We start from the raw sequence: 20,880 nt of genomic DNA on the forward strand, positions 1-20,880 counted from the left end.
AAAAGGAGAGAATTATTATGAAAACAAATTGGATGAAACAAGTCGGAATCACATTCGTTGTCGGAGCATCGATATATTTATTCCCATCTGCAGGACAGGCAAATGAAACAGACGAATCTACGGACACTGCCTTAGAGGTCAATGATCAGAATGAAGCAAAGCCGCTCCTTGACGTTCATTTAGAAGATGTACCAGTTGTCGGTGATGTGAAAGTTCAAATTCCTTCGTCTGAAACAGGTGAACAATCTGTTGCGAAAGTACAGGTTAGCGAAGGTATCGTTGATAATCTGGAAGTGGATGTAGCACCTGTGAAAAAGGTTGACCAACAGGAAACAACGCAAGAAAAGAAGGCTGTTGCTACTGTGAATTTGTCGACACCTGTTACAGATGATGTAGAGGTTGACGTAATCGCTGAAGAAAAAACACAGCAATTAGATACGTCTGAAACCTCTACTGCAATCACGAATGTCACTGCGGATGATTTGCCAATCGTTGGAGAAACGGAAGTTGGCATAGCAGAGAAGAAACACCAAACGACAGATGAAGCCACTTCATACGATGGCGGTGTAGTGGAAGTGAATATCGAAAAGGTACCCGTAGCGGAGGAAACGCATGTCGGCGTGCTCGACAAACATGTGGAGAAGACGGATGATTCCTATACAGAAAAAGGAGGGGTAGTGCAGGCGGATTTAGAAGCACCCGGTTTACTGGATGACACCCATGTAGGGATCTTGGATTCCCACGTTGTAAAAGGTGAAGACTCATCTATCTATAATGGTGGTGTATTAGAAGCGACAATCGAAAAAGCTCCGGTCTTAGACGAAACACATGTAGGAGTTTTAGACCAACATGTGAAGCAGACTGAAGACGGCATCACAAGTGATCGTGGAGTAGTCGAAGCAGATGTAGCGACGCCAGGTTTGCTGGACGACACCCATGTAGGGGTCTTGGATTCTCATGTTGTAAAAGCTGAAAACTCATCTTCATTCGATCGCGGCATAGTGGAGGCGACGATCGAAAAAGCTCCAATCTTGGATGAAACGCATGTAGGAGTGTTAGATCAGCATGTGAAAAAAGATGAAGATTCCTTTTCACTTGATCAGGGCATTGTAAACACTATTGTGACGAACCTTCCAATTGTCGGCGATCTGTCTATCGGTGTTTTAGACTATCACGAAAGAGAAATGGAAAACCAATCTTCTCTTTCCACAGGCTTAGCTCAGATTGGGTTAAATGGTACGCTTTTAAAAGATACGGCTGTAAATATTCTAAGAAAACAAGAACAAACGACAGAAGACGGAACCTATACAAAACAAAGCGGCATCACGTTGGGCGTAACTTTACCTATTCTAGGTGAAGTGCAAGCAGATATCTTGTCTAATGAAACGTTCACATCAATAGCTATCGTTTCCCCAACCACTCAGCCTGGAACAAATCCTGATGAAAGTCCAAACGACGACAGTAACGGTACAACGGAACCTGATGATAATGATGGACAGCCAGGAACGTCTCCAGAAGATAGAGATGAAAATCCAGCTCTCCCTGTGGTGGATAACGAAGAAAATGACGGCACCAATTCGAATGAAGGGAATGGAGAAACTACTCCAATCCCGGATTCGAACGATACCACGCCGCCGATTGTAGACGTTCCTGAAGAAAATGGGAATTCCAAGCAAGAGAATAACAACTTCGATTCGAATAGTGAAGAACAGCCGAATGGTATGTGGGGAGACAATGGTTCGGTTAAACAGCCAAACGCCGACAATTCTGATGGATCAGTGAATCCGAATCATCTGAATGCTGCTGGATGGTTGGCACAGACGCCTGCAAAACACAATCAATTATTCGACGCCAATATAGTTGGAACAAATGATAGATCCAACCAATTAGCCGGACAGCCAGTTGCATCTAATTCATTTGAACAATTGCCAACAACAGGAGGATTTTTGGATCCTGCCCTTACAGCTATCTTGGCTCTGTTCTTAATGATCGGCGGTTTTACAGCACGACAATGGGCGCTGAGCAAAAATGAGTGAGCGTGGAGCAATAAAGAAAGGCTCATTTGTCAAGTGGATAGCAAACATCTTGATTATTGCGGGAGCGGCGACTTTGTTACTGCTCATTTCGGGAGTACATTCAAATAAAAAGCAGCAATCAGAACGATTAAATGCTTTTGCTGCGATGAAAGCGGAAGCAGCGAATTCTTCCGACATACATCCTGCATTACCAAATGGTACTTTGGATCCGAAACTTGAAGGAATCGAAGGCATTTTGGATATCCCGCAAATCGACTTGGAAGCCCCCGTGCTGTTAGGAGCTGATGAGCAGACATTGTCAGAAGGTTTAGGTGCTATTGAAAACATGGATCAACCAGGCGTGATCGACGGCAGTTATGCGATTGCAGGCCATCAATCGCATGTATTCGGAAAGTACTTCAACCGGCTTCATGAAATGGAAGCGGGTCAGGAGTTCACTTATGAAACTTTGGACGGAATACAGCGTTACAAAGTATTTGACATTCAAATTGTCAAGCCGGAGAAGGTGGAAATTTTAGATAGTCAAAATGGAATTGCATTGTTGTCATTAATCACGTGCTACCCAGAACGATCCAATGAATATCGGCTTATTGTGCAAGCGAAACGTATACAATAACAATCGGAAAATCCTTCAATCTATTATGGTTGAAGGATTTTCTGTATGTTGACCACTCAGTTAAACTTGTATATCTGTCTGTCTTCAAAAGACTCAGGAAATTAATAGATTATGATATACTTTGCCTAGAATAGAAAGGGGGAAGTAGGATGACGCCTAAAAACTCAGACCGTTTTATCGTCGCGTATAATCGTATTGATAAGTCCTTAGTAAAACTAACAGGCATGCCAAATCATTTTTCGTTTTCCCGAAGAATTGACAAAGCAAAAGAGAAAAATGCGCTGATTCGACATTATGAAGAGGAGTTGCGGGAGTTCGGGAGTTTGCGGAATGCAATTATACATAATCGGACAGGGTTGAATTATGCGATTGCGGAGCCCCATGACGTGATCGTAGAAATGATTGAAATGATCGAGAAAAAATTGTCTAATCCTATGACAGTGAAGGATCTCTTCAGTAGAAAAGTACATACGTTACAAGCGAAGGAGTCGTTGGCAACGGGGTTAAAGATGGTAAGAGAGAAGAAATTCAACCAAATACCGATCTATCAAAAAGGCAGGTTCATCGGGTTGATTACCGCTAATGGAATTATGAATTGGCTGGCGGATCAAAAACACGAAGACATTTCCCGGGAAATACCGACATTATACGATGTTTATAATCACGAAAAACGTAAAAACACGTATCGTTTTGTAAAAAGTACATTATCTGTTTATGAAGCAGAAGAGTTTTTTAAGAAGTCGATTCTTCGAGGAAATCGTTTGGAAGCATTGCTCATTACGGAGCATGGAGGAAAAGATGAAAAATTGATCGGCATTATAACACCATTGGATTTATTGAAGCTGGATTGACGATATGGGAAAAGGTGATTAGGTTGAAATCTGAAACTACAACTAGGTTATATGAACCTGCAATCCACTTTCAAAAAGTCTCGTATAAAGTGAAAGATACTGAAATTCTCAAAGAAGTGACTGGTTCATTTCCTAAACATAGAATTACTACGCTCGTCGGACCTTCAGGAGCAGGGAAAACGACGTTATTGAAAATGTGTAATGGATTGTTAAGCCCTACAAGCGGAGAAGTTTATGTGGAAGGACTGCCTCTTCAAGACATTTCACCAATACAATTGCGTCGACAAGCAGGGATGGTTCTGCAGAATTCCCCAGTGATGGACGGCAGTGTTTACGATAATTTGTCATTGCCATTACGTCTGCAAGGCAAGGAATTAAGTGAAGAAAAAGCGACCGATATATTGAATCAAGTAGGGCTTGATCGAAAATACTTACGTCGCAATAGCCGCAACTTGTCAGGAGGACAGCAACAAAAAGTTTCGATTGCGCGTACATTGCTGAATGAATCCAATATCCTTTTGCTTGATGAAATCACTTCTGCACTCGATCCTTCATCATTACGCGAAGTAGAGGAATTGATTCGCAAGCTTAACGAAGTCCATCAAATTACGGTTGTATGGATTACACATAATTTAGAACAGGCAAAGAGAATGGGGCATTACGCTTGGATTATGATCGACGGCCAACTTGTGCAGACAGGGAATACTTCTGCGTTACAACATTCAGATGATCCATCTGTAGAACGCTTTTTGAGAGGGGAATTCAAATGAGTACGACGGCCCTCCTGCTGACGTTAATCTTCGTTTTCATTCCAATCATTCTATCCAAAACACTTGGATTGCAACTGGAAAAAGACACGGTTATTGCTACGGTACGCTCTACAGTTCAATTGTTGCTAGTTGGTTTTGTATTAAAATTCGTCTTTGATTCGGAAAGTTATTTGTTCATCTTTTTGATGGTTTCCCTGATGATTGGCGCTGCTGTTCAGAACGCCCGTAAAAAAGGCCAGCAAATAAAAGGGATCACATGGAAGCTGATCGTAACTTTTGTTCTATTAGAAGTTTTGACACAAGGTATTTTGCTGGGATTCAAGATTGTTCCCGCGACGGCTCAATACATTATTTCATTGACGGGTATGGTGATTGGAAATTCAATGGTCCTGTCTATACTTTTCCTTAACCGCTTCGTAGCGGAAGTGGAAACCCATCGTTCAGAAAGCGAGTTGATTTTATCCCTTGGAGGTACTCCCAAACAAGCCATTCATCGACAATTGATCCGCTCTATACAAGCGAGCATGATTCCTACAATTGAGAGCCAAAAAACAATCGGCCTTGTGCAATTACCCGGTATGATGAGCGGGCAAATCATTGCAGGCGCAGATCCTTTGGAGGCTGTACAATTTCAAATCTTGGTCGTGTTCTTGTTATTAACTACAGCTGCTTTAACAAGTGTCTGCCTAGGCTTGCTTTCGTATCCTACGTTGTTCAATGAACGGATGCAGATGATCCAAAGAGGAAATGATAGTTCAGATGAATAAATGAACAAATATTCATATGGATTCAGCGAGAAAAAAACCTGCACTACTGCTGAATCCGTCATGTTTTTGACAGCTGTATTATTCTTCGTGTGGATTGAAGCAAAACACATAATCATCGTTTTAAATTATGCGATCACCGAACCAAACTATATCCTTCCCGCACTAAACAACGTGATCACAAAAACAAACTACATCATCCCTATACCACCCCCTAACCAATTAAACCTACCAAACTATCCGTAGTTCAAACGAATCATAATCATAAATCTATTTGACAATGATTCTCATTATCACTTATGATGATTGCAATGAGAAACGTTCTCATTAAAATAAGGGGGTATGGAGAGAGATGAAGAAACTAGTAAGTGTAGCAGGTCTTCTCCTGTTGCTATTGGTCTTAGGAGCATGTGGTGCAGAAGAAGATCAAGCAGCAGATAAACTGGCTGCGGCTCCTATAAAGGCTGAAGAGCCAGAAGTGACAGGCAATCCAAGTATTGAAGTAACCGATCTGACAGGTCAGACATTGACTTTTGATAAAACTCCATCTTCTGTCGCCACATTAAGTTCAGGCGATTTAGATGTGTTACTGGCACTGGGAATTGAAGTAGCAGGACGCCCGACTGTGCAGGGACCTTCAGTAGAAGGACTTGAACAAGTTGCAGAAATCGGGAATCCACATCAGCCAAATTTTGAGAAGATTGCAGAAATAAATCCGGAAGTCCTGATTGCTGCACCAAGCTTCAAACAGCATGAAGAAAACATGGAGCGTCAAGGAACGAAAATAGTTTATACTGCGGCTAATTCCGTTGAAGATATTCAAAATACAATCGAATTGTTTGGAACAATATTCGATAAAGAAAAAGAAGCACAAACAATTCAAGATAAGATTGCAAGTGAAATCCAGAAAAACACTGAACAGAAAGCAGATCCTGTCAGAACACTGCTTGTCTATGGAGCACCCGGTACATACTTGGCAGCCCTTCCAAACTCTTTATCCGGTAACTTATTGGAACTGGCAGGCGGCGAAAATATCGCAAGTGATTTCCCGAACGAAGAGAAATATCCACAATATGCAAGCTTAAGTGTCGAGAAAATCATTGAACGCAATCCAGAAATGGTCATGTTGATTACGCATGGTGAGCCGGAAGCTGTCAAGACAGCGTTCGAAGGCGAAATGTTGAAGAACCCTGCATGGAAAAACTTAGATGCAGTCAAAACGGGAAATGTTGTCGTCCTACCTTCCCATTTATTTGGCACGAATCCCGGAACGAAAGTAGTCGAAGCACTTGAAGTAATGAAAGAAAGTTTAGGCCAGGTTAAATAAGATGATTGCTGTACACGAACGAACAAAAAAAGATCAGCACCCGCTTGCAAGAAAACGTCTCATCGTGTTAGTGACGAGCGGCAGTTTACTGATGGTCGCAGCTATCGCCAGTTTGATGATCGGACCTGTTTCGTTCTCTTTGCAAGAGATTTGGAATGGCATCTTTCAATCAACGGATACGATGGAACGGCGAATCGTTTGGGAACTTCGTTTTCCACGCGTTTTAGTCGGCATGATTGTCGGAACCAGCTTAGCGGCATCCGGGGCGATATTACAAGGAATCATGCGTAACCCGCTCGCAGATCCGGGAATTATCGGCGTATCTTCTGGCGCTGGACTAGCAGCGACAACCATCATGATCATCTTTCCGGCATACATTATGTTCTTACCGCTCGCTGCCTTTTTAGGTGCATTCGTGACGGCTCTCGTTATTTACGCATTATCTTGGAGAGGCGGGGCATCACCGCTGCGAATCATTCTTGTCGGTGTCGCTATCAATGCCGTTATTGGTGCTTTCATGAGTGCGCTCATGCTGCTGTACAGCGATCGGGTTCAATCGGTCCTGCCATGGCTTGCCGGTGGAATAGCGGGTGTCGGTTGGGTGCAATTTGAGATGATTATTTATTACGTAATTGCCGCGCTTGTGTTAGCAATCTTTTCAATCAAGCATATTCGGATTTTACGGTTAGGAGACGAAGTAGCCAAATTACTCGGTCATAACGTGGAACGAAGTCGATTTTTCTTAATTGTTTTGAGTACATTGCTTGCTGGATTGGCGGTAAGCGTTTCGGGCTTGATCGGTTTTGTCGGTTTGGTCGTACCGCATATTATGCGCTCGATTGTTGGAGGCGATTATCGGTTCCTTCTGCCAGCTTCGGCATTAGGCGGTGGATTGCTTGTTGTGGTGGCGGATACGATCGCCCGTAGTGCTTTTAATCCGATCGAGTTGCCTGTTGGTATTTTATTGTCTTTCCTAGGCGGTCCATTCTTCTTGTACTTAATTCAAAAACGGAGGGATTCATTTGCTGGTAACTGAAGAACTTTCCTATCGTCATTCGGATTCATTCGGATTATCGTCTATCGATCTTCATATTAAACAAGGAGAAATCGTCAGTCTGATCGGTCCGAATGGTTCAGGCAAGTCTACTTTTTTGAGGCTGATCTCGCGGCTGATTACGCCAGGTAGCGGTGAAGTTTTGCTGAACGGAGAACGTCTGAAGCGAATGAAGTCGCAGGAAGTGGCGAGGAATTTGGCGATGCTTCCGCAAATGCAAGATCACCAATTGGATGTGACGGTGGGAGAGCTAGTGGAATTCGGCAGACATCCTCATCGTACTGCGTATGGAAAACTTAGCCAGGAGGATCAGGAGATCATTGATTGGGCGATTGAAGTAACGAATTTAGGTGCTTATAAAAATCGTCTATTGCATTCATTGTCTGGGGGGGAACGGCAACGTGCCTGGATTGCCATGGCGATTGCCCAGCGTCCGAAAATTTTGTTGCTCGATGAACCAACCACGTATTTGGATATTTCACATCAGCTGGAAGTGATGGAGCTTGTGGCGGAACTGAATGAGTCGTACGGCATGACCATTGTCATGGTGCTCCATGATATCAATCAAGCAGCCAGTTATAGTGACCGCATGATCGTATTGAAAGATGGAAGGGTACGGTTCGATGGTATTCCACAATGTGTTTTGTGCAAAGACATGTTCCATTCAATTTTTGAAATTGATGCGGAAATTTTCATGAAGAATGGGAAATGTTTTTTCACACCTAGTAAATTACGAAAGGGAGAATGTCATGAGAGCAGAGGGAGAAAAGAAACAGCCAATTGACCAAGGACTTGTACGGCAATATTTAATTGCGACACATGGCAATTTTGAGGAAGTACAGAAGTTGATTGAAAAGGAACCTGATTTGGTTCATGCTGTGATGAACTGGGGTGGCGATGACTGGGAGAGCGGGTTGGGGGCTGCTGCGCATACTGGAAACCGGGATATTGCGGAGTATTTAGTAGCAAAAGGAGCACGTATGGATATTTTTGCAGCCGCTATGCTGGGTGAACTGGAAATTGTCCAATCAATGCTGAAGTGGTATCCGGACTGGCGAGAATTAAAAGGTCCGCATGGTATTCCATTATTGCGGCATGCGGTAGTAGGCGGTGACCAAGCGCAACATGTAGTAGACTATTTACAGACGATGAAAGAGGAGGCAGTGCAATGCAAATGATGACAGCAGTGAATACGATTTTTGTGGAAAAAGGAAAAGGGGAACAGGTGACTGCACGTTTTCAACGAGCGAAAACAGTCCACACATTTGAAGGATTCATTCGAATGGAAGTTCTATTGAAGCAGGATGCTGAAGATCAGGATGAAGTGAAAGTTTGCACGACTTGGGAAGACGAGAAGTATTTTCAAAACTGGCTGAATAGCCGAGAGAATGCAAAGTCTCACGAATCGAAAGCACCATCAACTGAACCAAGTCCGATTTTGGGGAATAAGTTGACGAAATTTGCTGTGAAAGTACAACATTTACCAGCCGAAATTAGTGAAGTGAAGTAATTTTTTGACGTAGCGGCGGCAGATAGGATGCTAGAACTGCCGCTCTATCAAAGTCCGAATGCGATCTATACAGAGACCTGACTGTATAGATGGCTTTCGGGATACCGTCAGCATAACTGTACATCGCGGAAACACTTGGAAGCCGATGTCGCAAAGTCTCACCTAATCGCAACCCTCCCTTACTTGCGGACATTCTAAGGATTTAAAGACATTGTTGCTTTCAAGATGTTCATTTGGCTGCCTTTCTTAACTGAAAGGCAGTTTTTTTATTTTTATTCATCAGGCGGGATTGTTTGAGAAAGAGTTTTCCTATGTCAATTTGAGCGGTTCTTGTTTTTTTATGGGAAAGTTTTTGTCTTATGGGGCAGTGGTTATGGCAATAGAAATGTGCGTTGCGCTGGTAGTTTGGTGCGTGTTGGTTATACATTGGTTCGGTCTGGCCTAACAAATGTGAGGTATAGAAGAGTATTAGCTCGGTCTGATGAAACTATGGTTCGGTGCAATGATGGTTTGGTTCGTTCACGCTAATTTCATTGTCCTATTACGCATAAAAGCTGTCACGGAAAGTCATTTCTGACTTTCTGTGACAGCTCTATAAGTGCAATTGATTTTATGTGAAGGAATATTTCCCTTTTCTTATACTTTGCCCACAAACCAAAATAATAAATGTGCAATACCTGCTATAATCGGTAATGCGATAATGGTGCGAAGCAAGAAAATGATTAGTAAATCAAAAATGTTCAAAGGAATTTTCGTTCCTAAAATCAATCCGCCGACTTCAGACATATAAATGAGCTGTACGACTGATACTGCTGCGATGGTAAATAATGTGACAGGCGAAGTGATGACGCCTTCTGCCAAAATAACGGGTAAAAACATATCCGCAAATCCGACGACCATCGTCTGTGCTGCATCTGCTGCTTCGGGTATTCTCAAAAACTCCAGAATGTATTCGAATGGTTTACCCAGGATTCGGAAGATGCTCGTATATTCCGCAAGCATCAAAGCTACTGTCCCGAAAGCCATGACTACTGGTGCGACTCCAAACCACATGTCAAGTACGTTTTGAAAACCCATTTTGACGGTTTTTCCAATGGAGCGTTGTTTTGAAGCCGTCTGTAATGCAGTATCCAAGCCTAATGCAAATACATTCGTCCCTTCAGGCAATTTTTCATCTTCAAGTGAAAACTCCCGATCGTCGATATATGTATTCTTAATAGAACGTAAAGGATAGATCCGCGACATGACGAGAGCCAAAATCAAGCCGGTTAAAACTACTGTTCCGTAAAATGGAAGGAAGTAATCTGCCATTCCGACCGTATCGATGATGACCAATGAAAATGTAATCGATACAACAGAAAATGTGGTAGATATAATGGCAGCTTCACGCTGTGTATAATGGCCTTCTTCATACTGTTTACTCGTTAATAAAACACCAATTGTTCCGTCTCCAATCCACGAAGCAAGTGCATCAATGGAAGAGCGTCCTGGTAGATTGAATAAAGGCCGCATGATCTTGACCATCAGTGTCCCGAAAAATTCCAGTAATCCGAAGTTCAGCAAAAGCGGAAGCAAAAGTCCCGCGAAGAAGAAAATACTGAACAAAAAGGATACAAGTCCGTCACTTGCCAATAGTAAGCCACCTGTATTTTCACTCCAAATGGCTTCAGGTCCTAATTTAAAGACGACCATGACAGAGAACACTGCACCAATTACGCGAGTGATCGTCCAGAAAGGTGTCACTTTGAATAAATTTACAAAAAATGAAGGACGCTGAGGATCCTTTCTTACGAATGAAAATAGGATGGAGCCTAATGCAGAGAGTATGATCATCACCATCATCAACTGCGAGATAACGGGTTCCAGCGATCCTGCCATTAAGTCGGCTAGTTTGGCGATCGGTACTTTCCAGCCATCCTGAAATGGCAATGGAATCATAAATAGCATAATCCCGAGAAGGGAAGGAATCAAAAATACAAACCACGTACTAGCGGTATATTTCTTCAAGGTAGTTCTCTCCTTGTCTTTGATGTATAAAGTGAATATTTATACATTATACTGTTTATCCGTCCAATGTAAACACTTTAAGCTAAAGTGCGATTTTTCAGTTAGCGGTCAGCCTTTAATTGATAAAAAGCTCGCTTGGAATAACTTCCAGAGAAGTGTTGAATTTGCATCTCAATATGTTCCGAATGAAGTGCATTACGCAACGGCTGGATCCTGAAAGAAGTTCGCCAAAATGTCCGGTCATCAGATTTCACCTTTACTTTGAGCTTTCTTTGTATACATGCTATTGCCTTTTTTACCAATTTAGAAATCAATACAAATGTACACTTTTGCAAGAGTTCAAAGAGCATTCGAAATCCATGAATTTTCTTCATTATTACAAGTATGAAATATAACCGTTCCCTCTTTAAATCTGATAGGAAAAAGCGTATGCTATTTCAATAGTAATGATTATGAGGAAGAAATGGAGGAGGATGTTGGTGGTTTTTGGAGAAAACATCAAAGTCCGTAAACGCATCTTACAGTTGATCGACGGCTTAACAGATGAGGAATTTAACGGAACGCCCTCATGCGGCGGCTGGTCTCCCAAGCAGATCGTAGAACATTTAGCATTAATGGAGTGCCGAGTTGCTACAAACATTGCCAAAGAATTGAAAAACCCTGACAGTCCGCGGGTTTTCAAAAAACCGATCAGTGTATCGGCCAGTCCTCTAATCAAGGCTTATTTATTGGAATACACAGAACCGACGGATACGTATCTCTCAATTTCAGAGACTAAAGAACGTCTACATCAGTCTCGAAATTTTCTATTGGATATCTACGACTCGGCAACTGAAGAAGAGTTACGCAGCAAGTCCATCAAGCACCCGGTCTTCGGGAACGTACCGTTAATCCAGTGGTTCCGTTTCGTCGGTTTCCACGAAAAACGCCATTTGAGACAATTGAAAAGAGCAGTGGATCTTGCGAAATCAAATCCCACGCCGCTTTATGAATCGTCTAAATAATAGAAAGGAAAGAACTTGACCCCACTCGGCTCAAGTTCTTTTCTTTTGTCAGGTTTTCGTTGTCCCCTATAGAAGTGTTTTTCAGCTATACTAGGAATAGCAGCTTGAAGATAGGATGTGGTGTTATGAGTCATTTAGTTGTAGAAAAATTAACCAAAACGGTTGGCGATAAAACCTTGTTTAAAGATGTAGAATTTGCCATTACAAGCGGTGAGAAGATCGGGTTAATCGGCATCAACGGAACCGGTAAATCTACTTTATTATCCATACTGGCAGGACAAGAGGAAGCGGATTCTTATGCAGCGGATCATCCGAATAAATTCCGTATCGCCTTTCTTCCTCAGGAGCCAGTTGTGGATCCTGAACTGACAGTGATGGAGACAGTGTTTAAGAGTGATGCACCGATCATTCAGCTGAATCTTCATTATGAGCATGCTTTGCAAGAACTTTCATCAGATTCATCAAACCCTGAGCTTCAAGAACGTTTTACGCGTTTGCAAAATGAAATGGACGCAACAGGTGGGTGGGATTTGAATGCCCAGGCACGAACGATTCTCATGAAGCTTGGAATTGATATGTTTGATCGGAAGATGGGCGAACTTTCAGGAGGCCAGCAAAAACGGGTAGCTTTAGCGAAAGTGCTAATCGAGCCGGCAGATCTATTGTTGCTGGATGAGCCGACAAACCATTTGGATGTGGAATCCATTCGTTGGTTGCAAGACTTCCTGCAAAATATTCAAGGCGCCGTTATGTTCATCACGCACGATCGGTACTTTTTAGATCAAGTAGCAACCCATATATATGAATTGGCGAATCAAACATTGTATTCGCATACAGGAAACTACGCCGACTACTTGGAATCCAAAGCATTGCGCGAAGAAATGGCCGCTGCGTCTGAGCAGAAAGACCGCAATCGTTATCGTAATGAATTAAAATGGATACGCAGAGGTGCCAAGGCGCGTTCTACCAAACAAAAAGCACGAATCGGTCGTTTCGAAGAACTTGAAGAAAAAGTGAAACAGACAGACTCCTCATTAGATTTAGAAATGGATCTGCAAACTTCACGTCTAGGTAGGAAAGTTCTGGAAATAAATGATATTACCAAAAGGTTTGGACAAAAAGTGATTTTGCATCCGTTCTCCGCAATTTTACAGGCAAAAGACAGAATTGCCATCGTCGGTCCGAACGGTGTTGGTAAGTCAACACTTCTTAAGATGTTGGAAGGTACCATTGCACCAGATACTGGTAATATCGAAAGAGGAGCGACGGTGAAGATTGCGCATTTTCATCAGCATATTCCGCCAATGGATGAAAATCAGCGAATTATTGAATATATCCGTGAAACATCCAATGATATAGAAGATGGAAGCGGCGCACGATTATCAGCTACACAAATGTTGGAGCGATTTTTATTTCCGGCTTCTTCACATGGTACGCCAATTGGGAAGCTTTCTGGCGGCGAGCGAAAACGGCTCTATTTGTTGAAGCTTTTGATGGAGCAGCCGAATGTCCTGCTGCTAGATGAACCGACGAATGACTTAGATCTTGAGACACTGTCTGTCTTAGAATCCTTTATCGATACGTTTACTGGCGTCGTCGTTACCATCTCGCATGATCGTTTTTTCCTCGATCGTATATCACGAAAGCTTTGGGTATTGGATGGGACAGGAGACATAAATGTATGGCTCGGTCTGTATTCCGACTTCTTGGAGGAGACTCCATTGAAAGAGGAAAAAGCACCGAAGAAAATAGAAGTGCAGCCTCAAGAAGAATTAAAACAGAAAAAGAAGATGACCTATTCGGAGAAGAAGCAATGGGAAACCATTGAGTCGGATATAGAAGTACTTGAAGAAAAAATCACAGCGACCGAACAAGAAATGGCAGGAACGGGATCTGATTACGATCGGCTTCGCTTACTCGATGAACAGTTGACAGAGCTCAATACACAATATGAAGAGCTGATCGAACGCTGGTCGTATTTACAGGAATTAGCCGACTAAGAAAGAAAGAGTAGATGGAGGAGATTTCGTTGAAAATAAAAGCAATTGAACCGACACCTAGTCCCAATTCGATGAAAATCATCATGGATACTGCATTACCTGAAGGGAAGAGTCATAATTATAAAAAGAAAGATGAAACTGAAGCACCTGAACCGATCCGTTCACTCTTGGCAATCCAAGGTGTGAAAGGAATTTATCATGTGTTGGATTTCATGGCAGTCGAGCGGATCGGCAATGTCCCTTGGGAGTCTATACTCGCAGAAGTGCGCGCTGTTTTAAATGAAGAAGGCGATGTAACGGAACAATCGGGAGACATGGAAATAGATGAACACTACGGGGAAGTATATGTTCATGTACAGACATATAAGGACATTCCATTGCAAGTCAAAGTTTTCAACAGCGATGCGGAAGTGCGTTTCGGTTTGAGTGAACGCTTCGTCAACGCAATGGAAGCTGTACACCACTCCGAAGTGGAGAACTATATTTTATTGAGAAAATGGGCGGACTATGGCATTCGTTACGGTGAACTGCAAGAAGTGGGAGACCAAGTCGCGCAGGAACTGGAAGCAGCTTATCCAGAAAAACGTCTGCAAGAACTGGTAGAAAAAGCTGAAAAAGCCGATGATGAAACAAAAGTTAGAGGCCAAAAAGTAACGCTCGCTGAGTTCACTGTTCCTGAATGGGAAAAACGTTTCCAGCTATTAGACCAAATGCCGGACCCGGATGCGTCCGATTATCCAGTATTGTCCGTTGCACTTGAAGACGAGAAAATGTCAATCCGTCGTCTCGCTACGGTTTATCTCGGAATGATTGAAGATGAATCGGTTATTCCGTTTATCGAAAAAGCATTAGAAGACAAAAGCTGGGCGGTTCGCCGTACGGCAGCAGACTGTATGAGCGACCTAGGATATGTTGGGTTCGAACCTGCGGCGATTCGTTTATTGAAAGATAAAAACAAACTCGTCCGCTGGCGTGCAGCAATGTTCTTATATGAAACTGGTACGGAGGACGCATTGCCTGCTTTACATGAAGCGGAAAATGATCCGGAATTTGAAGTGAAGCTGCAAGTGCGCATGGCGATTGCCCGCATTGAAGAAGGCGAGGAAGCTAAAGGTTCTATTTGGCGCCAGATGACGGAACGAAATTAAGGAATAAAGGGCTGTCCAGAAAATTTCTGGCAGCTCATTTTTTGTATGAGAGAGCGTTTTGTTCATCTATTTTTACTAGGTTGACAGGATTGTGCGGTACTCAGCTGGTTTGGATGGTTCCTCTGCTACTTTTGCCTATTCTTTTTAAAATTTGACTATTCATCCCTTTCTTTTAACAAGGACTAAAGGTATACTGTAATAATACTGTATATTTACCTAGGAGGTCCTAATAAAGTGAAAAAATCTAGAAGTATTGCGATGCGGCTGTCAGGGTTAATCATTGCATTATTTTTATTATTGTTTTTAGTGTATTCGGTCGTCACAAGTGTCATGTTACATAAGCAAAGCCTGCGTGATGCGGAAGAATTTGCAATGGAAAGCACAAATAAGAGTTCGCTTGCTTTGAGTGAAAAGCTAAAGGAAACGAATGAAATGCTGCGAACAACTAAACATGTTTTGGAAACCCAGCGAGCAGAAGGAGATCTTCATGCGGATGAAGTCATTCGAATCATCAAGAACAACCTTCAAAATAATGAGGATGCAACAGGAATGGCAGCTGTCATCAATCAAGCAGCCATTGCGAATAAAGATGCAATACCACAGGATCTACTGGATGATGATCAACAATTCATTCCGTATACCTTTAAAGAAGGGTCAACAATCGGTGTCGAGCCTCTAAGCGGGATGGACGATCCGGAAGCCAACTTATGGTATACAGTGCCGAAATCAGAACAGCGTGCGATTCTGACGGAACCTTATGCATACGATACAAACGGACAAACGATTCTTATGACAACTATTTCTGTGCCATTACTTGATTCAGCAGGTACTTATTTCGGTCTGTTGACGACCGATTTATCCATTGATTTCTTAACAGATTTGGTAAATTCGATTAAACCTGACGGAGGCTATGCATCGGTTATTACAGACAATGGCGATGTAACAGCAAATAGCCTGAAAGAAGAAATGAACGGCGCCAATATGCAGGATTCCATTGATTGGGCTAGTGTCAAAGAAGTTATGGACAAAGGCGAACTTTCGAATCTATACGTTGATTCGCAGAGTTTAGGCGAAACTGCCTTCAACGCGTTTGCGCCTATTACTTTAAAGGATATTGATGAAACATGGACAGTGCAGACAGTAACACCTAAATCGAAAATCTTGGAAACGTTCAATTCAATTTTGTGGATCACGATTATTTCGGCAGTCGTCATTGTGTTGCTCATGGCAGCGGCTTCTACCGCTTTCATTTATCGACAATTACGTCCATTGCGGGAATTGCAGCATTCAATGGAAACAGCAGCGGCTGGAGATTTGACGGTGCTCGTCGATGAAAATTCGGTACGGCAAGATGAAATTGGTGCCGTTTCATTGGCTTATAACGATATGCTGCAACGAACGAATGAAGCGATACGAACAGTGCAACAGTCATCTACCCAATTGAGTGACTCATCTTCTCAAGTAACACACGCATTTGAAGAGCTTGTAGCTGCGAATCAGGAAGTTTCAGTAGCGACCGATGAAATTGCGCAAGGTGCGTCACGTCAGTCTGAAGATACAGAGCAAACGAGTCTTCGTATATCCGACTTGGCTGATCGTATGGAACACTTGAATGAAATGTTCCATACTATGAACAATTTATCTGGACAAGCTTCTGATGCTACGGAAGATGGTATTGGTGAAGTGAAGAAATTACGCGACCATAATACATCCGCCAATGATATGAATCACAAAGTTCAACTTCAGATTGAAACGCTATCTACTAAGATATCGTCGATCAATCAAGTAATCCAAACTTTACATGATATTACGGCAAGTACTAACTTGCTCGCACTCAATGCAAGTATTGAGGCAGCAAGAGCAGGAGAGAGCGGGAAAGGTTTTGCGGTCGTAGCGGATGAAGTTCGGAAGCTGGCGGAACAATCACGTGTTGAAACCGAGGTAATTCAAGAAACCGTAAAAGAGATTTTAGTAGAGTCTGAACAAACGGTGGAAGTGATTGACAAGAGCATGGAATTGATGGAAGGTCAGAATCAATCCGTTTCGGATACGGAAGAATCATTTATCCGAAATGCTAAGATCACGAAGCAAATCCGTGAAGCGATTGCGGAGTTGTCAGAAGAGCTGACCGAAATGATGGAGCATAAAGACGAAGCAATCCTCGCCATTCAAAATGTATCTGCTATTTCAGAACAAACAGCGGCTTCAGCTGAAGAAGTGAGTGCATCGTCCGCGGCACAACAACACGAACTCGAGCAAGTGGCGAATTCGACAACTCAAATGAATAAAATTGCTGGAGAACTCCAAGGCGTTGTGGAGCGATTTAAGCTATCTTAAGTTATGTAAAGCAGAGACGGAAAAATTCCGTCTCTGCTTTTTTTGACTAAATCTGTTAATAAGTCGGAATTAAATTATATTGCAGGAAGTTGGGATTGGAATAGAATAGGTGGTGGGTGTATGGTAAAATGAACAACTTATATAGTGAAAAGTATTTAGAGTGATATTTCGGAAGAAGGGGTTATAAATGGCATGGTGTATTTATTTAAGAAAGATAAACGTAAGGCAGAAGTAATAGCGAGGGGAACTAAATTGGATTGTATTACTGGAGTTATTCAATTGGATCATTCTCCTTCTGTGAAAAAGCAAATGGATATGATTAATTTCACGGAGTATGACCTTGGATTCCTTCTGTCTATTAAAGATCAAGTTCAACCTATCCTGCCTGTTATGGTAGATGCTTTTTATAAAGCCTTGGATGCAGAACCGAAATTGAATAAGATTATCTCCAATCATAGCAGCAGAGAGCGTTTGAAAGCGTCATTGAACAGACATTTACTGTCGATATTCGATGGTCGGATTGATGAAGCTTATTTGGAACAGCGGAAAACCATCGCGAAGGTTCATGTGCATATCGGCCTTGAATCGAAGTGGTACTTGGCTGCCTTTGATGTAATTTGCGATGAGTTTTTTACCTTCATTGAACAGCTGGACATACCGAGGGAAAGGCAATTTCGGACATTGCGTGCATTCATGAAGATATTGAATTTTGAACAGCAATTGGTGTTGGATGCTTACGAAGATGTAAATAAGGAAAATCGACAAAAGGCTGAAGAATCGAAAATTATTGTTAAGGAAAAGGTATTGGGAACTGCCCAAGAGTTGGCAGCGGTCAGCGAGCAGACAAGTGCTTCTTCAGAAGAACTTTATAATAAAACGCAAATTCTTGAAAAAATGACGGTTCATAGCTTGTCGTTTATTACGGACACGGAAACGACTTCGCTTGCCAGCAAAGAATTGGTGAATCAGCAGTCACAAAAATTTGAACAGATAGTAGAGTTTACGGCAGATCTGATGGACCGCATGGAAGCACTATACAAGTCTACGGATCATATACGTGAGGTAGTAACGCTCATTACGTCCATTGCCGATCAAACGAACCTCCTTTCATTGAATGCGGCGATTGAAGCAGCAAGAGCCGGACAACATGGTAAAGGGTTTGCTGTGGTGGCGGCAGAAGTACGCAATTTATCTGTTGAGACAAAGAAAGCGATCAGTACTGTCACAGCTATGATTGAAGAAACAAATACGAATATGAACGACATGTCCAATTTTGTACAAGTAATGAAACGGTTGATTCAAGAAAGTTCTGCCGGCAATCTACGAGTGACAAATTCCTACAATGAAATCATACAAGCTGTTTCAGGTATGAAAGAGCAAAGTGAACAATCCAAAAATTCCGTTGAGAGTACTGTGCAAATTCTACAAGAAATCAATCAAGCGGTGGGAGCGATTGCTCACTCGTCAGATGATTTGATACAGTTGGCAGAAGATCTTTAAGAAATTAACAGGACAAACTATTAAAGAATACGAAGAGCGGGATGAGAAATCTTTTCTATTCTTTCTGTTAGGTATATAGCCTATCATTTGTTACACTGAACTGATAAAAAGACTCGTGAATGAGGGTAGGTGTTTGTATGGAAGAAGTAGCACTAATTAGTGTTGTGTCCATTTTAGCACTTGGAATTTTTTCTCAGTGGCTTGCATGGCGTATTCAATGGCCTTCTATATTTATTATGTCAATTGCCGGCCTGCTCATCGGTCCGCTGCTTGGCTTGGTCAATCCCGAACTGGCACTCGGTGAGCTCTATAGTCCGTTGATTTCGCTGGCAGTAGCTATCATTTTATTTGAAGGCAGTTCCAATTTGGATGTACGGGAGATTAAGGATATTTCTAAATCTGTCTTTCGAGTTGTCACAATGGGTGCATTTCTTGCATGGATTTTGGGGTCACTTACTGCGCACTTCATTGCAGGACTCACATGGGAAGTGTCATTCATTATAGGAGGTCTCTTTGTCGTGACAGGGCCGACCGTCATTATCCCGTTGTTGAGGAATGCGAAATTAAAAGCCCGGACTGCAGCGGTACTGAAGTGGGAAGGAATTATTGTCGATCCGGCCGGCCCATTGCTAGCATTATTTGCCTACGAAGTAATCAAGGTTTTGACGAATGAGAATTTATCACTAAATTACTTATTGAATTTCTTTGGTGGCGCCGGGCTTGCGGTCCTTCTCGGATTGGTGATGGGGACCTTGATCGGTATTATGGCGAATAAAGGTCAATTTCCGGAGTACTTAAAATCTCCCGTTATTCTGGCATTTGTCTTGCTTTGTTTTACGATGGCAGAAGTCATCATGCATGAAACGGGAATGCTTGCTGTGACGGTTATGGGTCTCGTATTAGGTCGGAGCAAGCGTTATGTTTCGTCAATTGGAAATGTCGGTCATTTTGTTGAGAATGTTTCCGTCATGCTGACATCGACAGTCTTTATTTTATTGACCGCATCCCTTGCGAGAGAAACAATTGCTCAGATTTTCACTTTACCGATTATCGGGTTTGTGCTCGTTATGTTGTTCTTTGTACGCCCCGTGTCGATTTGGCTTTCCACCATAGGAACAGAATTGGTCTGGCGAGAGAAGCTGCTGATCGGATGGATTGCTCCTAGAGGGATTGTCGCCTTGACGGTTGCCGGGTATTTTGCTGCAACTCTGGCAGAGGATGGTTACGAAGAAGCCTCCTTGCTGACCGCACTGACGTTTGCTCTCGTATTCATTACAGTTTGTGCTCATGGTTTTACCCTCGGTCCGTTGGCAAAAAAGTTGAATTTGGCCAGCAATGAACCGCCGGGCGTATTGATCGTCGGAGCCAGCAGTTTTTCTATCGGATTGGCTGAACAGTTGAAGGAGATGAACATTCCCGTATTGATTGTGGATCCTTCAGAGGGGCGTCTGCGTCCAGCTGTTGAAAAGGGAATCTCCACGTTTACCGGCCAGATTTTATCTGAACGTTCGAGATTTTCCATTGACTTGGCACCTTACGATACGATCTTATCGATGACAGGAGACGCTTCTTATAATGCGTTGATTACACAGTCTTTTGCACCGGAGTTTGGTTTCAACAATACCTTTTCCCTGACTGCGGCACCTAGTCATCAAATGAGTAAGTCGGAACTTCCCATCTCATTAAAAGCACATCTATTATTTCAGGAGGGTGCGACGTTTCCCGAATTAAATCGCAAAATTAATACCGATTATGAGATCGGGGTACTTGATTGGCAAGTCCCTGAATCGGATATAGGGACCAAAGAAATCCTTCCTGAAAATACCACACCATTATTTATAATGAAAAGGAATAAAACGATTGTATTTTCCACTTTGCAAAGAAAGATTTCTTTAGATCCCGGTGATCAACTAGTTGCCCTGAAATTGAAGGAAAGTGTATTTGCAAATAGATAAG

The 20,880-nt window shown here is 42.5% G+C and carries 17 protein-coding genes; 16 read left to right on the plus strand and 1 reads right to left on the minus strand.

Going from position 1 to position 20,880, the window contains the following annotated elements:
* Window positions 1-17: 17 nt before the first annotated feature.
* The 10 genes from MKX97_RS03515 (at window position 18) to MKX97_RS03560 (ending at window position 8,928) form a co-directional block, all read left to right on the plus strand.
* A complete protein-coding gene (locus MKX97_RS03515; RefSeq protein ID WP_342536976.1) occupies window positions 18-2,036 on the plus strand; it encodes a hypothetical protein in 2,019 nt (672 codons plus the stop codon).
* A complete protein-coding gene (locus tag MKX97_RS03520) occupies window positions 2,029-2,652 on the plus strand; it encodes a class D sortase (protein WP_078817171.1) in 624 nt (207 codons plus the stop codon). The genes MKX97_RS03515 and MKX97_RS03520 overlap by 8 nt, the downstream gene beginning before the upstream one ends.
* Before the next feature lie 149 nt (window positions 2,653-2,801).
* Complete coding sequence (locus tag MKX97_RS03525) at window positions 2,802-3,503, plus strand: CBS domain-containing protein (RefSeq protein WP_078817172.1); 702 nt, start codon at window positions 2,802-2,804, stop codon at window positions 3,501-3,503.
* A gap of 23 nt (window positions 3,504-3,526) precedes the next feature.
* A complete protein-coding gene (locus tag MKX97_RS03530) occupies window positions 3,527-4,273 on the plus strand; it encodes a phosphate ABC transporter ATP-binding protein (RefSeq protein ID WP_078817173.1) in 747 nt (248 codons plus the stop codon).
* Window positions 4,270-5,040, plus strand: coding sequence for an iron export ABC transporter permease subunit FetB (gene fetB / locus MKX97_RS03535; protein ID WP_078817174.1), 771 nt, complete (start codon window positions 4,270-4,272; stop codon window positions 5,038-5,040). The genes MKX97_RS03530 and fetB overlap by 4 nt, the downstream gene beginning before the upstream one ends.
* 349 nt (window positions 5,041-5,389) lie before the next feature.
* The gene (locus MKX97_RS03540) at window positions 5,390-6,364 is read left to right on the plus strand and encodes an ABC transporter substrate-binding protein (protein WP_078817176.1); all 975 of its coding nucleotides are present in this window, start codon (window positions 5,390-5,392) and stop codon (window positions 6,362-6,364) included.
* A gap of 1 nt (window position 6,365) precedes the next feature.
* Entirely contained in the window at window positions 6,366-7,400 is a 1,035-nt protein-coding gene (locus tag MKX97_RS03545) for an iron ABC transporter permease (protein WP_078817177.1), read from the plus strand.
* Complete coding sequence (locus MKX97_RS03550) at window positions 7,387-8,202, plus strand: ABC transporter ATP-binding protein (RefSeq protein WP_078817178.1); 816 nt, start codon at window positions 7,387-7,389, stop codon at window positions 8,200-8,202. The genes MKX97_RS03545 and MKX97_RS03550 overlap by 14 nt, the downstream gene beginning before the upstream one ends.
* Window positions 8,168-8,596 carry an ankyrin repeat domain-containing protein gene (locus tag MKX97_RS03555; protein WP_342536977.1) on the plus strand — a complete coding sequence of 143 codons (429 nt, stop codon included), beginning with the start codon at window positions 8,168-8,170 and terminating at the stop codon, window positions 8,594-8,596. The genes MKX97_RS03550 and MKX97_RS03555 overlap by 35 nt, the downstream gene beginning before the upstream one ends.
* Window positions 8,587-8,928, plus strand: coding sequence for an antibiotic biosynthesis monooxygenase (locus MKX97_RS03560; RefSeq protein WP_245799462.1), 342 nt, complete (start codon window positions 8,587-8,589; stop codon window positions 8,926-8,928). The genes MKX97_RS03555 and MKX97_RS03560 overlap by 10 nt, the downstream gene beginning before the upstream one ends.
* A gap of 636 nt (window positions 8,929-9,564) precedes the next feature.
* Here the strand turns inward: MKX97_RS03560 and MKX97_RS03565 are convergent.
* Entirely contained in the window at window positions 9,565-10,935 is a 1,371-nt protein-coding gene (locus tag MKX97_RS03565; RefSeq protein WP_342536979.1) for a YjiH family protein, read from the minus strand.
* 473 nt (window positions 10,936-11,408) lie between these two features.
* Here MKX97_RS03565 and MKX97_RS03570 point away from each other — a divergent pair, with 473 nt between their 5' ends.
* The 6 genes from MKX97_RS03570 to MKX97_RS03595 all read left to right on the plus strand — a co-directional run bounded on the left by MKX97_RS03570 (window position 11,409) and on the right by MKX97_RS03595 (window position 20,879).
* A complete protein-coding gene (locus MKX97_RS03570; RefSeq protein WP_246602493.1) occupies window positions 11,409-11,939 on the plus strand; it encodes a DinB family protein in 531 nt (176 codons plus the stop codon).
* Window positions 11,940-12,064: 125 nt separating this feature from the next.
* Window positions 12,065-13,939 carry an ABC-F family ATP-binding cassette domain-containing protein gene (locus MKX97_RS03575; RefSeq protein WP_078817183.1) on the plus strand — a complete coding sequence of 625 codons (1,875 nt, stop codon included), beginning with the start codon at window positions 12,065-12,067 and terminating at the stop codon, window positions 13,937-13,939.
* Between the two features lie 29 nt (window positions 13,940-13,968).
* On the plus strand, window positions 13,969-15,087 hold the full coding sequence (locus MKX97_RS03580) for a virulence factor (RefSeq protein WP_040758398.1): 1,119 nt from the start codon (window positions 13,969-13,971) through the stop codon (window positions 15,085-15,087).
* 234 nt (window positions 15,088-15,321) lie between these two features.
* Complete coding sequence (locus tag MKX97_RS03585) at window positions 15,322-17,424, plus strand: methyl-accepting chemotaxis protein (protein WP_342536980.1); 2,103 nt, start codon at window positions 15,322-15,324, stop codon at window positions 17,422-17,424.
* 192 nt (window positions 17,425-17,616) lie between these two features.
* Window positions 17,617-18,924 (plus strand): globin-coupled sensor protein, encoded by a 1,308-nt coding sequence (locus tag MKX97_RS03590; RefSeq protein WP_342536981.1) that lies wholly within the window; start codon window positions 17,617-17,619, stop codon window positions 18,922-18,924.
* Between the two features lie 137 nt (window positions 18,925-19,061).
* Entirely contained in the window at window positions 19,062-20,879 is a 1,818-nt protein-coding gene (locus MKX97_RS03595; RefSeq protein WP_340758331.1) for a sodium:proton antiporter, read from the plus strand.
* The last annotated feature ends 1 nt before the right edge of the window (window position 20,880 follow it).

The organism is Sporosarcina sp. FSL K6-3508, from assembly GCF_038615825.1.
GTDB lineage: Bacteria > Bacillota > Bacilli > Bacillales_A > Planococcaceae > Sporosarcina > Sporosarcina newyorkensis.

What these genes read in the sequence shown, in the direction of transcription:
- MKX97_RS03575 (WP_078817183.1), top strand. Translation starts at nt 12,065, where the DNA reads ATGAGTCATTTAGTTGTAGAAAAATTAACCAAAACGGTTGGCGATAAA.
- MKX97_RS03555 (WP_342536977.1), top strand. Translation starts at nt 8,168, where the DNA reads ATGAGAGCAGAGGGAGAAAAGAAACAGCCAATTGACCAAGGACTTGTA.
- MKX97_RS03540 (WP_078817176.1), top strand. Translation starts at nt 5,390, where the DNA reads ATGAAGAAACTAGTAAGTGTAGCAGGTCTTCTCCTGTTGCTATTGGTC.
- MKX97_RS03520 (WP_078817171.1), top strand. Translation starts at nt 2,029, where the DNA reads ATGAGTGAGCGTGGAGCAATAAAGAAAGGCTCATTTGTCAAGTGGATA.
- MKX97_RS03570 (WP_246602493.1), top strand. Translation starts at nt 11,409, where the DNA reads ATGTTGGTGGTTTTTGGAGAAAACATCAAAGTCCGTAAACGCATCTTA.
- MKX97_RS03525 (WP_078817172.1), top strand. Translation starts at nt 2,802, where the DNA reads ATGACGCCTAAAAACTCAGACCGTTTTATCGTCGCGTATAATCGTATT.
- fetB (WP_078817174.1), top strand. Translation starts at nt 4,270, where the DNA reads ATGAGTACGACGGCCCTCCTGCTGACGTTAATCTTCGTTTTCATTCCA.
- MKX97_RS03545 (WP_078817177.1), top strand. Translation starts at nt 6,366, where the DNA reads ATGATTGCTGTACACGAACGAACAAAAAAAGATCAGCACCCGCTTGCA.
- MKX97_RS03595 (WP_340758331.1), top strand. Translation starts at nt 19,062, where the DNA reads ATGGAAGAAGTAGCACTAATTAGTGTTGTGTCCATTTTAGCACTTGGA.
- MKX97_RS03560 (WP_245799462.1), top strand. Translation starts at nt 8,587, where the DNA reads ATGCAAATGATGACAGCAGTGAATACGATTTTTGTGGAAAAAGGAAAA.
- MKX97_RS03515 (WP_342536976.1), top strand. Translation starts at nt 18, where the DNA reads ATGAAAACAAATTGGATGAAACAAGTCGGAATCACATTCGTTGTCGGA.
- MKX97_RS03590 (WP_342536981.1), top strand. Translation starts at nt 17,617, where the DNA reads ATGGTGTATTTATTTAAGAAAGATAAACGTAAGGCAGAAGTAATAGCG.